Annotated in this window: 10 protein-coding genes and 1 tRNA gene; 8 read left to right on the top strand and 3 right to left on the bottom strand. The window is 69.3% G+C overall.

All coding sequences use genetic code 11. From position 1 onward, the window contains the following. Positions 1–94: 94 nt before the first annotated feature. Both AC1Q7O_RS01185 and AC1Q7O_RS01180 read right to left on the bottom strand, forming a co-directional pair. Complete coding sequence (locus tag AC1Q7O_RS01185) at positions 95–3,304, bottom strand: TonB-dependent receptor (RefSeq protein WP_492659312.1); 3,210 nt, start codon at positions 3,302–3,304, stop codon at positions 95–97. Positions 3,305–3,644: 340 nt separating this feature from the next. Then, positions 3,645–4,997 (bottom strand): TolB-like translocation protein, encoded by a 1,353-nt coding sequence (locus AC1Q7O_RS01180; RefSeq protein ID WP_492659313.1) that lies wholly within the window; start codon positions 4,995–4,997, stop codon positions 3,645–3,647. 133 nt (positions 4,998–5,130) lie between these two features. Between AC1Q7O_RS01180 and AC1Q7O_RS01175 the strand changes: the two genes are divergently transcribed. From AC1Q7O_RS01175 to miaB, 4 genes are all read left to right on the top strand, one after another. After that, positions 5,131–6,780, top strand: a complete 1,650-nt coding sequence (locus tag AC1Q7O_RS01175) for a rhamnogalacturonan acetylesterase (protein WP_492659314.1) — start codon at positions 5,131–5,133, stop codon at positions 6,778–6,780. 26 nt (positions 6,781–6,806) lie between these two features. Then, positions 6,807–6,883, top strand: a tRNA-Met gene (locus tag AC1Q7O_RS01170). A 78-nt stretch (positions 6,884–6,961) separates the two neighbouring features. Further along, positions 6,962–7,339 (top strand): hypothetical protein, encoded by a 378-nt coding sequence (locus tag AC1Q7O_RS01165; RefSeq protein ID WP_492659315.1) that lies wholly within the window; start codon positions 6,962–6,964, stop codon positions 7,337–7,339. Continuing rightward, positions 7,336–8,688: a tRNA (N6-isopentenyl adenosine(37)-C2)-methylthiotransferase MiaB gene (gene miaB / locus AC1Q7O_RS01160; protein ID WP_492659316.1), complete on the top strand. Its 1,353-nt coding sequence runs from the start codon at positions 7,336–7,338 to the stop codon at positions 8,686–8,688. Before AC1Q7O_RS01165 ends, miaB begins: the two co-directional genes overlap by 4 nt. Here miaB and AC1Q7O_RS01155 read toward each other — a convergent pair. Further along, a complete protein-coding gene (locus tag AC1Q7O_RS01155) occupies positions 8,678–8,953 on the bottom strand; it encodes a hypothetical protein (protein ID WP_492659317.1) in 276 nt (91 codons plus the stop codon). The genes miaB and AC1Q7O_RS01155 overlap by 11 nt on opposite strands. 57 nt (positions 8,954–9,010) lie before the next feature. On the opposite strand from AC1Q7O_RS01155, the gene hemA reads away from it, so the two are divergent. From hemA to AC1Q7O_RS01135, 4 genes are all read left to right on the top strand, one after another. Next, complete coding sequence (hemA, locus tag AC1Q7O_RS01150) at positions 9,011–10,273, top strand: glutamyl-tRNA reductase (protein WP_492659318.1); 1,263 nt, start codon at positions 9,011–9,013, stop codon at positions 10,271–10,273. Positions 10,274–10,337: 64 nt separating this feature from the next. After that, complete coding sequence (gene prfA / locus AC1Q7O_RS01145; protein ID WP_492659319.1) at positions 10,338–11,423, top strand: peptide chain release factor 1; 1,086 nt, start codon at positions 10,338–10,340, stop codon at positions 11,421–11,423. Then, positions 11,420–12,241, top strand: coding sequence for a peptide chain release factor N(5)-glutamine methyltransferase (gene prmC / locus AC1Q7O_RS01140; protein ID WP_492659320.1), 822 nt, complete (start codon positions 11,420–11,422; stop codon positions 12,239–12,241). Before prfA ends, prmC begins: the two co-directional genes overlap by 4 nt. A 127-nt stretch (positions 12,242–12,368) precedes the next feature. Next, complete coding sequence (locus tag AC1Q7O_RS01135) at positions 12,369–12,941, top strand: hypothetical protein (protein WP_492659321.1); 573 nt, start codon at positions 12,369–12,371, stop codon at positions 12,939–12,941. The last annotated feature ends 5 nt before the right edge of the window (positions 12,942–12,946 follow it).

Here is a 12,946-nt window from a genome sequence, read left to right as displayed (position 1 = left end):
GGGCGAGGGGCGAACAAAAAAAACGGCCTCTTGCGAGGCCGGGCGCCTGGCAAGCAGGCGCAACAGGATTGGCCACTCGGGCCAGGCCCGGAGATCAGAGCTTGTAGCCCAGCGTCACGTAGTAGCGGCGGCCCGACCATGCCAGCTCGTTGGGGCGCGACAGGTCGCCCGCGTAGGTCAGCTCGGCCTGGTCCGTCAGGTTCTTGCCTTCCAGCGAGATGGTCAGGTTGGACGTCACGCGCAGCTGCAGCTTGGCATCCAGGTAGGCCGTCTTGTCGCGGAAGTTCGGGTTGCCCGTCACGTCGTTGCCGCCGGTGTAGTACTTGTCGCGGTGGTGGTAGGCCAGGCGCGCGTTGACCATGCCCTGGTCATACCAGAGGCCCACGTTGTAGGCGTTCTTGGACATGCCGGGATACGGCAGCACGGAGCCGTCCAGCGTGTTGATGAGTTCCTTGCCCGAGCGGTACTTGAAGCCCATGCGGGTGTAGTTCACGTCCACACCGAAGCCGCTGGCCCAGCCGGGCAGGAAGTTAAGCGCCTTGCGGGCGGCGAGTTCCACGCCCTGCGTGATCGCGCCTTCGCCGTTGGCCCACATCGTCACGTCAAACAGGCGACCGTCGCCGAAGAAGTCGGTCTGCGTGAACAGCTGGCGCTGCGGCAGCACGTAGCTCTTGATGTCGTTGCGGAACAGGCCCAGGCTGAACTGGTCGCTCTTGCTCGGATAGAACTCGAAGCTCAGGTCGTACTTGGTGGCGCGGTAGGGCTTCAGGCCCGGGTTGCCGGCCGTGCAGTCATCGAAGCCGTCACCGCCGTTGGTGGTGTCGGAGCCCTGACCGATCGTGCAGCTGACGTTGGGCGCCATCTGCGACAGGTTCGGGCGGGCCAGCACCTTGCCCCAGCCGGCGCGGGTGATGAGCTTGCCGTCCAGCGCCGTCAGCGCGACGTTGGCACTGGGCAGCACGTCGTTGTAGGTGCGGTCCAGCGTCGTGATGGCGGTCTCGTTGCCGGAGACGACGAAGGCGCGCGTCGTCGGGTTCCACACCGCCGTCTTGATGTTCACCGTGCCGGTGGCGTGGGCTTGCGTGCGGGCGTAGCGCGCACCGACGTTGCCGTCCAGGTCCATGCCGTAGACCGTGGTGCCGAAGTCCAGGCGGCCGTAGGCGGCAGACACCTTCTCGGTGATGTCGAACGTGGGCAGCTGCGGGTAGGTCTTGCCGTCGTTGCCGGGCGAGTTGTAGACGTGGTCGAGGTTGAACAGCGACGTGTCGAAGGACTGCGACGCGACCGCGTAGTTGGGCGACAGCCAGCCGGACGGATAGCCCGACACACCGCTGTAGCCGGAGAAGAAGCCGCTGCCGCCCGTGGGCTGCAGGGCCGCCTGGGCCAGCGCCGCCATCGTCGCCTTGTCGACGTACTTGGTGTAGTTGCTGGGCGAGCCGAACGGGCTGGACAGCATGGGCGCCACGGCCGGCGCGAGGCGGTCGTAGACGAGGGCGCCGTTGACGTTACCGCTCATCGTCAGCACGTCGTCGGACGTCGCCGTCGTCGCGCCGTTGCTGACCGTGCGCTGGCCGCCACCGTAGGACTTGGTGTGCTTGTTCGTGAACTGGCCACCGAACCACAGGCGGTTCAGCAGCGGCAGCTCGGTGATGGCGCGCTGGAAGTCCAGCTTGGCCGTGCTCTCGCGGTCGCTGGTGAGGATGGGGCGGTACTGGATGTCCGCGCGGTAGTACGACGCGGGGTTCGTCGGGTCGTAGTTCGCGGGGAAGTCGAAGTGCGGCAGATGGTCGCCGTCCAGCGACACCTTCAGGCCCGGCGCGCTCATCGACATCGAGATGTTGTTGGTCTGGTTGTCATAGTCAGCCTTGGCGGTGGCCGCCATGCCTTCGATGAGCCAGAGGTCGTCCTTGTAGCGGGCGCCGGTGCGCAGGTACTTGGAGTCGATGTTGAGCTTGAAGTCGCGTGCCGACGTGCTGAACGCGTTGTAGCCGCCGAACGGGCCGGTGCCGTTGGACTCGACGTTCATGCAATCGCCCACCGTGTAGCCGGTGACCACATGGTTGTCGAACGTCATGCCGGCCGGCGTGGCCGTGGTGGACACGGCGCCGCAGGTGCCCGCCGTGCGCAGCGTGCCGTTGGCGTTGTAGACCGGGGCCACGCCACCGGCCTGCGTGGCCAGGCGCTGGTGGGCCGCGTTCAGCGACGTGCCGTTGTTGGCGTTGTTGCCGAAGCTGGTGCCGTAGTTGCGGTCGTTCAGGCGCTGCTCTTGCGAGTTGGCCTGGTAGCTGATCTCGGCGTCGAACTTGCTGGAGAACTTGTACTGGGCCGCCAGGTCGACCGTGGTGCGCTTGTTGTCACGCGTCCAGATGCCCACGCGGGGCGTGTTGGGCGCGTAGTCGTACCACTGCGTCTCGCAGGCGGTGCGGGCGGTGCCGGTGAAGGTGCTGCAGCCGGCCTTGGTCGTCACGGCGGCGTACTGCGAGTCCAGGCTGGTGCGGGTCTTCTCGGCGGAGTTGTCCCAGTCGCGCAGGAAAGTCCAGCCGGTGTTGCGGGCGAAGTCGCCGCGCGTGTAGACCTTGTCGTAGACGAGGTTGGCCATCAAGCCCAGCTTGCCGTCCAGGAACTTGTCGGCCACCAGCAGCGAAGCGCGCGGCTGCGCGCCGCCACGCAGCGAGGCCTGCTCGCCGGCCAGGCTGAGCGCCATCGTGCGCTTGGCAAAGTCCAGCGGCTTGCGGGTGTTGATGCGCACCGTGCCGCCAATGCCGCCTTCCGTCACGTTGGGCAGCACGCCCTTGTAGACGTCGATGGAGGCGATCAGCTCGGAGGCCAGCTCGCGCAGGTCCGCGCCGCGGTTGCCGCCGGCGCCGTTGGCGCTGAGCACCGACATGCCGTTGATCTCGACGCGGTTCAGGTCGGGCTCGACGCCGCGGATGGCGACCTGCGTGCCTTCGCCGAAATCACGCGTCAGCTGCACGCCGGTGATGCGCGACAGCGCCTCGCCGACGTTCTTGTCCGGGAACTGGTCGATGTCTTCGGCAACGATGCTGTCGGTGACGGTGGCGGCGTTGCGCTTGCGCTCGATCGCGCTCTGGATGGAGCGGCGGATGCCCGTGACGACGACGGTCTCGAGCTGATTGGTGTCCTTGGCCGCAGGCTTGGCAGCGGCGGCAACCGGTGCCGACGCGGCAGCCGCGGGCGCGGCGGCCTGCTGGGCCTGAGCCTGGGTGGTCAGCGCGGCCGACACGGCCAGCGCCAGCGGCGTCCAACGCAACACCGGCATGGCGCCGGAATTCTTCTTCAGCATTCTCGATCTCCGAATATCTGCAGGCGCGCACTCGATATGCCGCCCTTATTGCCCCTGAGATCAGTCTAGGGGTCGAGATTCACAGCGTGCTCACCGCGCGCCAAAGAATCACGGCGCTGATCGGTTGGATTCTCGTAAACCCTGAACTGGTGCGCCATTCGCTCAAATCCGTGCGCGATCCCCAGCCTTGCTGCGGCGCAGCGTGGGCGCGCATGGCACCGTCCCGGTGCCTGCCGGCGCGGCGGGATTCTCCCGCGTGAATATTTGGCAGTTGGGTCTGAATATTTCAAATATCCAGCAGCGAAATACTCATGAACCCATTCAGCCACGCGCCCAGATACTATTTCCTGTCCAGCCAGGCCTGCGGCACCGGCACGATGCAGATACTCATCTCGCGCCCGTCGGCGGCCAGCATGGCGGACTGGATCTGGATCTTGCGGCCATCGGGGCTGAAGGTCGGGTGCGGGTGGTCCCGCGCGGTGTCCTTGTGGCCGGTGGTCAGCAGCACCATCTCGCGCGTGCGGCGGTCGATCAGGTAGAGGCTGCGGCTGAAGTCGTCGCCCACGGCGAAGCGGCCGTCCGGCGAGCCATGCACATGCCACAGGCCGCTGCCCGAGGGCGTCTGGCCGGCGATGGTCATCTCGCGCGTGCGCAGGTTCACGATGGCCAGGCCCGTGGGCTTCTCGCGCGTGCCGGTGTTTCCCCAGCCATCTTCCTGGCCGGGGTTGGCCCCCTCGACGGCGGTGCCCGCCGCACGCCGGGGGTCGACGACGCCCGGGATGGGCCGGTGGCCCATGATGGCCAGCGCCACCTCGTCGCGGCCGATGAAGGCCTCGTGCGTGACCCACTCGTACGGCGCCTCCGGGTACAGCGGGCGCAGGCCCGTGCCGTCGCCCTTGACCGTCCAGGTGCGCTGCGGCGACTTGCCACCCGTCTCCCAGCTGAACACCAGCTCGCCCGGGTTCCAGCTGTTGCTCTGGATGTGGCCGATCTGGAACGGCACCGAGACGACGTGCTGCACCTCGCCCGTCTTCACGTTGATCTTGCCGATGGCGTGCGGGCCGGCGCCCATGCCGCGCGGGCCGAACGGCAGCTCGGCCTTGGTGCCCGCCGGCAGCCGGGCGCCGGCGTAGGCCTTGCCCTGGATGCGGAAGTAGAACCACTGGCCATCGGCGTCCAGCGCGTTGTCGCCGTAGGCCTCCAGCTCGGCCGGCAGCGTGGCGAAGATGCGCTGGTAGCTGCCCGCCGGCTTCAGCGTGCCGGCCTTGCTGTCGGCGAACAGTCGGTCCAGGTCCACCTCGACGGCCTGGCGGACCTTGTCGTTGCCGCCGGCCGGGTCCTTGCGCAGGAAGTACAGCCGGTTGCCGCCCGACTGCGCGAGATTGAGCATGCCCTCGTAGCCGCCCTCGGTGACCAGCACCATGTCGCCGCTGGCCTCGTTGACGGCGATGGCCTCGCCCTTCACGCGGTTGGAGCGGAACACCAGCCACTGGCCGTCGGCCGTCCACTGCGGATGGCTGGGATAGATCTTGGCATCACCACGCGGCTGCGTGGTCAGGAAGGTCAGCGGCGTGCCGGTGACGGGATCGGCCACGACCTTCTTTTCAGACGGGAAGCGCTGGCCGATCTGGGCCCAGGCCGGCGCCGCGGCGATCAGGACGGCCAGCAGCAGGGAGGTCTTGCGAAACGACATGGTGGGTTCCCGGTTCAAGGTGGCGGCACTCTAGAAGCGGCCACGTTGCTGGATGTTGCTGGCCGCCAATCGCTCAAGAACTTGCGCCGACGCGGCCGGCACGCGCGGCCCGGCTGCTCCTAGCATCCGCGCCATGATCGCCCTGCCCACCCGCCGCCTCCTCGCGTCGCTGCTGCTCACCCTGCCCCTGGCCCCGCTGCAGGCCCAGGAGTTCACCGCCACCACCGACCCCGCGCGCGCCCAGGTCACGCTGCCCGAGCCGGCGAACCCGGCGCTGCCGTCGCTGATCCTCATCGGCGACTCCACCGTGCGCAACGGCCGCGACGACGGCCAGGGCAAGGGCGCCGAGGGCCAGTGGGGTTGGGGCACGCCCATCGCCGCCTACCTGGACACGAGCAAGATCAACGTCGTCAACCGCGCCGTCGGCGGCCTGTCCAGCCGCACCTACCGCACCAGCGGGCACTGGGACCGCACCAAGCCCTTCATCAAGCGCGGCGACTGGGTCGTCATGCAGTTCGGCCACAACGACGCCAGCCCCGTCAACGACAACAGCCGCGCCCGCGGCGTGCTGCGCGGCACCGGGCCGGAGCAGGAAGCCATCACCAACCTGCTGACCGGCAAACCCGAGACCGTCGTCACCTACGGCGCCTACCTGCGCGGCTACATCGCCGAGATCCGCGCGGCGGGCGCCACGCCGGTCGTCGCGTCGCCCGTCATCCGCAAGCGCTGGGAGGCCGACGGCAAGACCGTGACCCGCGCCGGCGGCAACTTCGCCGGCTGGGCGGCCGAGGTCGCCAAGCAGGAAGGCGTGGCCTTCATCGACCTCAACGAGTGGGGTGCCAAACGCTACGAGGCGCTGGGCAAGGACATCGTGGCCACGATGTTCCCGCCCGACCCCGAGACCGTGCACACCAACTGGCTCGGCGCTGCCGTCAACGCGCAGCTGGTCATCGCCGGCCTGCTGCAGAACAAGGTGTTGCCGGAGGACGTCTACAAGCAGCGCTTCGCGCCGGACGGCAGCGACGACCGGCCGGTCGTGGATGCCCGCAAGGTCAAGGTCGAAGCGCCGCGCGACCCGCGGCTGCCCAGCATCGTGCTGATCGGCGACTCCACCGTGCGCAGCGGCGGCCAGAACGGCGCCTTCGGTTGGGGCGAGCGGCTCGGCGCGTTCTTCGACACCAGCAAGGTGAACATCGTCAACAACGCCATCGGCGGGCGCAGCAGCCGCACCTTCTTCACCGAAGGCCGCTGGGCCGCCGCGCTGGAGCAACTGAAGGCCGGCGACTGGCTGCTGATCCAGTTCGGCCACAACGACGGCGCGCGCATCGGCGACCCCGCCGGCAAGAACCGCGGCTCGGTGCCCGGTATCGGCCCGGAGACCGTGGAAGACACCCGGCCCGATGGCACCAAGGAAATGGTGCAGAGCTTCGGCTGGTACCTGGCCCGCTACATCACCGATGCCAAGGCCAGGGGCGCCAACGTCGTCGTGCTGTCGCCCATCCCGCACAAGGACCGCTGGAAACCCGATCAACCCCGCGACTTCGAGAACTACGCCGCCTGGGGCGAACAGGTGGCCCGCGCCCACGGCGCGCAGTTCGTCGACCTGACGATGCTCGTCGCCACGGCCTACCGCGCCGCCGGCGCCGAGACGGTGGACGGCCTGTTCTCCGACGCCCGCACGCACACCAACGACGCCGGCGCCCGCTTCAACGCCGCCCAGGTCGTCGAGGGCCTGAAGCGCCTGCCGAAACAAAATTTTTCAGCACTTCTTGCCAAGCCCTGAAAAGTGCGCTTAGAATGGCGGGCTTAGGCGCTTTAGCTCAGCCGGTTAGAGCGACGGAATCATAATCCGCAGGTCCGGGGTTCGAATCCCTGAAGCGCCACCAAAATCCGAACGGCCCGAGCACCAACAGCTCGGGCCGTTTGTCTTTTCAGCCCGCTTTCGCAGCCACTGGACACATACCATGTACCGCTGTGCCCTCCCCCTGCTTCTGGCCGCCGCCAGCCTGACGGCCCAAGCCCAGCAGCACCGCGCCTTTCCCGCTCACGCGCTGCGCGGCGAACTCGTCATCACGCAGTTCCCCGACGCGCTGATGAACGGCCGGCCCGTGCGCCTCGCCCCCGGCAGCCGCATCAAGACCGACACCAACCTGTGGGTGCCGCCCGCCGGCCTCACCGGCCAGAAGGCCATCGTGCACTACACGGTCGAGGGCAGCGGGCTGATCATGGACGTCTGGGTGCTGAACCCCGCCGAGATCGCCAACAAGCCCTGGCCGACGACGCCCGCCGAGTCCGCCACGTGGCAGTTCATCCCCGCCAGCCAGACCTGGATCAAGCCATGAGCGACACCTCCAAAAAGGTCTACATCAAGACCTTCGGCTGCCAGATGAACGAGTACGACTCGGACAAGATGGCCGACGTGCTGGGCGCCGCCAAGGGCTACACGCCCACCGACGACCCCGAGCAGGCCGACCTCATCCTGTTCAACACCTGCTCGGTGCGCGAGAAGGCGCAGGAAAAGGTGTTCAGCGACCTCGGCCGCGTGAAGCACCTGAAGGCCAAGGGCGTCATGATCGGCGTGGGCGGCTGCGTGGCCAGCCAGGAAGGCGCGGCCATCATCGAGCGCGCGCCCTACGTGGACGTCGTCTTCGGCCCGCAGACGCTGCACCGCCTGCCGCAGATGCTGGAAGCCCGCCGCGAGCAGCGCCGCCCGCAGGTGGACATCTCCTTCCCCGAGATCGAGAAGTTCGACCACCTGCCGCCGGCCAAGGTCGAGGGCGCCTCGGCCTTCGTCTCCATCATGGAAGGCTGCTCCAAGTACTGCAGCTACTGCGTGGTGCCCTACACCCGCGGCGAAGAGGTCTCGCGCCCGTTCGACGACGTGCTGACCGAGATCGCCGGCCTGGCCGACCAGGGCGTCATGGAGATCAACCTCCTCGGCCAGAACGTCAATGCCTATCGCGGCAAGATGGGCGACACCAGCGAGCACGCCGACCTAGCGCTGCTGCTGGAGTACGCCGCCGAGATCCCCGGCATCCGCCGCCTGCGCTTCACGACCAGCCACCCCAACGAGTTCAGCCCGCGCCTCATCGAGGCCTACGGCAAGATCCCGCAGCTCGTGAACCACCTGCACCTGCCGGTGCAGCACGGCAGCGACCGCATCCTGATGGCGATGAAGCGCGGCTACACGGCGCTGGAGTTCAAGAGCATCGTGCGCAAGCTGCGCGCCATCCGCCCGGACCTGCGCCTGGCCAGCGACTTCATCGTCGGCTTCCCCGGCGAGACCGACGAGGACCACGCCAAGCTGATGAAGCTGGTGCACGACGTCGGCTTCGACGCGTCGTTCAGCTTCATCTTCAGCCCGCGCCCCGGCACGCCGGCCGCGGCGCTGGAGGACACGACGCCCTACGAGGTCAAGGTCAAGCGACTGCAGGAACTGCAGGCCGCCATCGAGGCCCACGCCATCAGCATCTCGCAAGGCATGGTGGGCAAGGTCGAGAAGGTGCTCGTCACTGGCAACGCCCGCAAGGACGCGTCCGAACTGATGGGCCGCACCGAGTGCAACCGCATCGTCAACTTCGCCGGCTCGCCGCGGCTGATGAACCAGCTGGTGGACGTGCGCATCACGACCGCCTTCGCGCACTCGCTGCGCGGCGAGGTCGTGACGACGGAAGAGGTGCTCAGCGCCTGACGCTGAGCAGGTACCACTGCGGCAGGGCCACGCCGAGCACCAGCAACGCGTAGCCCGCCATCCGCCCGTCGCGCCCCAGCAGCACCAGCGACAGCACGACGGCTACCGCCCCACCCGCCGCGCCCCAGCCCCACAGCCGCAGCCAGCGCAGCGGCCGGGCCTCGCGCCACCAGGCCAGCTTGATGGCCGCCGCCAGCAACGCCGCCAGCCCCCAGGCGGGCGCGAACAGGTTGGCGATATGCCAGAAAGCATCCAAAGGGCTCATGCGGGGATTGATCCGTGTCAGGGGCGGCGAAGGCCGCGAATCCTACAATTGCCACCCATGTCGGTCTTCGCTCTCGGCCTGAATCACAACACCGCCCCGCTGGATCTGCGCGGGCGGTTTGCGTTCACGCTGGAGCAGCTCGCCCCGTCGCTGGCCGGCCTGCGCCAGAAGCTGCCTGGCGCGCCCGAGGCGGCCATCCTGTCCACCTGCAACCGCACCGAGCTGTACGTGGCGGCGCCGCAGGCGCAGGTGCAGCCCGCCATCGCCTGGCTGGCCCAGACCGGCGGCGTCGATGCCGGCGCGCTGCGCGAACACGCCTATGTGATGCAGGGCAGCGCCGCCGCCCGCCACGCGTTCCGCGTCGCCAGCGGGCTGGACTCCATGGTGCTGGGCGAGCCGCAGATCCTCGGCCAGATGAAGCAGGCCGTGAAGGAGGCCGAGGCCGCCGGTGCGCTGGGCACGACGCTGCACCAGCTGTTCCAGCGCAGCTTCTCGGTCGCCAAGGAGGTGCGCTCCTCCACCGAGATCGGCGCCCACTCCATCAGCATGGCCGCCGCGGCCGTGCGCCTGGCCGGTCAGCTGTTCGAGGACCTGGCCAAGACGCGCGTGCTGTTCGTCGGCGCCGGCGAAATGATCGAGCTGACGGCGACGCACTTCGCCGCCCGCACGCCGCGCCACATGGCCGTGGCCAACCGCACGCTGGAGCGCGGCGAGAAGCTGGCCACGCGCTTCGGCGCCGAGGCCGTGCGCCTGTCGGACCTGCCCGAGCGCCTGCATGAGTTCGACATCGTCGTCTCCTGCACCGCGTCCAGCCTGCCGCTGATCGGCCTGGGCGCCGTCGAACGGGCGCTGAAGAAGCGCAAGCACCGCCCGATGTTCATGGTCGACCTGGCCGTGCCGCGCGACATCGAGCCCGAGGTCGCCCAGCTGGACGACGTCTACCTCTACACCGTCGACGAGCTCGCCCAGCAGGTGCAGACCGCCGGCGAGAAGCGCCAGGCCGCCGTTGAGCAGGCCGAGGCCATCGTCGAGACCGGCGTGCAGAGCTTCATGCACTGGCTGGACCAGCGCCACACCGTGCCGCTGATCCAGGCCCTGCACGCGCAGGCCGACGACTGGCGCGCCATCGAGATGGCCCGCGCCCGCAAGCTGCTGGCCAAGGGCGCGGATGTGGACGAGGTGCTGGACGCCCTCACCAAGGGCCTGACGCAGAAGCTGCTGCACGGCACGCTGGCCGAGCTGCACGCCAGCGACGGCGAACAGCGCCTGCTGCTGGCGCAGACCGTCTCGCGCCTGTTCCTGCGCAGCAAGCAGTCCTAGCGAAGAACTCGCTCCGTCGTCTGGCGCCCGCGGCGCCGTTCCCTGACTGCCACTCCCGCCCCCCATGAAAGATTCTCTGCGCCAGCAGTTCGACCGCCTCGGCTTCCGTCTCGCCGAGCTGGACACCATCCTGGCCGACGGCAGCATCGCGTCGGACATGAAGCGCTACCGCGCGCTGACCCGCGAACAGTCCGAGGTGTCGGGTCTCGTCGAGCGCTACCGCCGCTACCAGGCGCACGAGGCCGACCTGGCCGCCGCGCGCGACCTGCTGGCCGACCCGGAGATGGCCGAGATGGCCCGCGAGGAGATCGCGTCCAACGAGGCAGCGCTGGCCGCGCTGGACCAGGAGCTGCAGCTCGCGCTGATCCCCAAGGACCCGGACGACGAGCGCAACGCCTTCCTCGAAATCCGCGCCGGCACGGGCGGCGACGAGTCGGCGCTGTTCGCCGGCGACCTGGCGCGCATGTACCTGCGCTTCGCCGAGAGCCAGGGCTGGCGCACCGAGATCCTGTCCGAGAACGTGTCGGACCTGGGCGGCTACAAGGAGCTGGTCGTCCGTGTCGAAGGCGACGGCGTCTACGGGCGCCTCAAGTTCGAGTCCGGCGGCCACCGCGTGCAGCGCGTACCGGCCACTGAGACGCAGGGCCGCATCCACACCAGCGCCTGCACCATCGCCGTGATGCCCGAGCCCGACGAGGCCGAGGCCATCACGCTGAACCCGGCCGACCTGCGCATCGACACCTTCCGCGCCAGCGGCGCCGGTGGCCAGCACATCAACAAGACGGATTCCGCCGTGCGCGTCGTCCACCTGCCCACCGGCATCGTGGCCGAGTGCCAGGACGGCCGCAGCCAGCACAGCAACAAGGCCAAGGCGCTGCAGGTGCTGCAGGCACGCATCCAGGAGAAGGAGCGCAGCGAGCGCGCCGCCAAGGAGGCCGCCACGCGCAAGGGCCTGGTCGGCACCGGCGACCGCAGCGACCGCATCCGCACCTACAACTTCCCGCAAGGACGCCTCACCGACCACCGCATCAACCTGACGCTGTACAAGCTCGGGCAGATCATGGACGGCGATCTGAGCGACGTCATCCAGGGCCTGCTGGCCGCGCAGGCCGCCGAGCAGCTGGCCGAGCTGGAGGCCGGCCGCGCATGACCACCGGCTTGACGGTCGATGAAGCACTGGCCCTGGCGCGCCAGCTCGGCGTCGAGCGCGGCGACGCGCAGACGCTGCTGGCCCACCTGACCGGCCAGGGGCGTGCGTGGCTCGTCACGCACGGCGACGCGCCCGTGGCCGGCGCGGAAAGCCTGCTGCGCCGCCTGGCCGACGGCGAGCCGCTGGCCCACCTGACCGGCTGGCAGCCCTTCCACGGCCTGACGCTGGCTGTCACGCCGGCCACGCTGATCCCACGCCCGGACACCGAGACGCTGGTCGACTGGGCGCTGGAACGGCTGGCCGCGCTGCCCGGCGAGCCCCGCGTCGTCGACCTCGGCACCGGCAGCGGCGCCATCGCGCTGGCCCTCAAGGCCGCCTGCCCGCGCGCGCAGGTCACGGCCGTCGATGTCAGCGCCGACGCGCTGGCCGTCGCCCGCGCGAATGGTGAAAGGCTTGCGCTACACATCGACTGGCGCCACGGCAGCTGGTTCGCACCGCTGGCCGGGGAAGGCTTCGACCTCATCGTCAGCAACCCGCCCTACATCGCCGGCGACGACCCGCACCTGCCGGCGCTGCGCCACGAGCCGATCACGGCGCTGACGCCCGGCGGCGACGGGCTGGCCGACCTGCGCCAGCTCACCGCCGGCGCGCCCGCCCACCTGCAGGCCGGTGGCTGGCTGCTGATGGAGCACGGCTGGGACCAGGCCGATGCGGTGGCGCAACAGCTGGCTGCCCATGGTTTCGGGGACATCACGCTGCGCCGCGACCTCGGTGGCCGGGCGCGCGCCAGCGGCGGCCGCTGGCCAGGCCTCGCCTGAGCGGCCGCGCCGAACATGCAAGACCCCATTGCGTGAGGTTTTGCCGTCAGTTCCTCATTCACCGGTCATCGGGGGCGGCGTAGTATTTAGCTCCGGTGCCCCATCTTGCACCGCGCAGGAGCCCGCCATGTCCCGCCTTGCCAGCGCTGCAGTCCTGAGCCTTACCGCCCTGTTCACCGCGTCCGCCTCGGCTGACAGCGATGCCAATCCGCGCTGGCAGGCCCGCGTGCAGCTCAGCAGCAACGATGGCGGGCTGGATGCCGCGCCCCATCTGGGCGGCTCCCGCATCCTCAGCGCCAACCTGCTGGGCGACTATTACCTGACCAAGTCCGGCCTGTCCGGCGTCAACGGCGGCCTGCGCGCCACCGGCGGCCTGCTGCTGGGCCCGCTGTCCGTGTCGCAGAGCAGCGGCGGCCTGGCGCTGGGCAGCGGCCCGCTGGCCGCCGGCCGGCGCAGTTTCTCGCTCAGCCGGCTGGACGCCTACTCGCTGGAACCCAGCGGCAACCTGTCCTACCTGGGCATCGGCTACACGGGCCGGCTCAAGGGCAGCGGCTTCGCGTTCAGTGCCGACCTGGGCCTGATGTCCGGCACGGTCGGCGATATGCGGCTGGGCCGCAGCAGCGCCCAGGGCTTCGAGGATGCGATGCGCGACCTGCGCTTCAAGCCCCTGCTGCAACTGGGCCTGGCGTACAGCTACTGACGGCG

The organism is Roseateles sp. GW823-FHT07B05 (assembly GCF_058794515.1).
Note: the sequence above shows the minus strand (reverse complement) of the source record. Positions and strands in the feature narration are given on the sequence as shown.

Excerpts from the sequence above, each read along its gene's own strand:
- hemA (WP_492659318.1), top strand. The coding sequence starts at position 9,011 with ATGTCGGTCTTCGCTCTCGGCCTGAATCACAACACCGCCCCGCTGGAT.
- prmC (WP_492659320.1), top strand. The coding sequence starts at position 11,420 with ATGACCACCGGCTTGACGGTCGATGAAGCACTGGCCCTGGCGCGCCAG.
- prfA (WP_492659319.1), top strand. The coding sequence starts at position 10,338 with ATGAAAGATTCTCTGCGCCAGCAGTTCGACCGCCTCGGCTTCCGTCTC.
- AC1Q7O_RS01185 (WP_492659312.1), bottom strand. The coding sequence starts at position 3,304 with ATGCTGAAGAAGAATTCCGGCGCCATGCCGGTGTTGCGTTGGACGCCG.
- AC1Q7O_RS01155 (WP_492659317.1), bottom strand. The coding sequence starts at position 8,953 with ATGAGCCCTTTGGATGCTTTCTGGCATATCGCCAACCTGTTCGCGCCC.
- AC1Q7O_RS01180 (WP_492659313.1), bottom strand. The coding sequence starts at position 4,997 with ATGTCGTTTCGCAAGACCTCCCTGCTGCTGGCCGTCCTGATCGCCGCG.
- AC1Q7O_RS01175 (WP_492659314.1), top strand. The coding sequence starts at position 5,131 with ATGATCGCCCTGCCCACCCGCCGCCTCCTCGCGTCGCTGCTGCTCACC.
- AC1Q7O_RS01135 (WP_492659321.1), top strand. The coding sequence starts at position 12,369 with ATGTCCCGCCTTGCCAGCGCTGCAGTCCTGAGCCTTACCGCCCTGTTC.
- miaB (WP_492659316.1), top strand. The coding sequence starts at position 7,336 with ATGAGCGACACCTCCAAAAAGGTCTACATCAAGACCTTCGGCTGCCAG.
- AC1Q7O_RS01165 (WP_492659315.1), top strand. The coding sequence starts at position 6,962 with ATGTACCGCTGTGCCCTCCCCCTGCTTCTGGCCGCCGCCAGCCTGACG.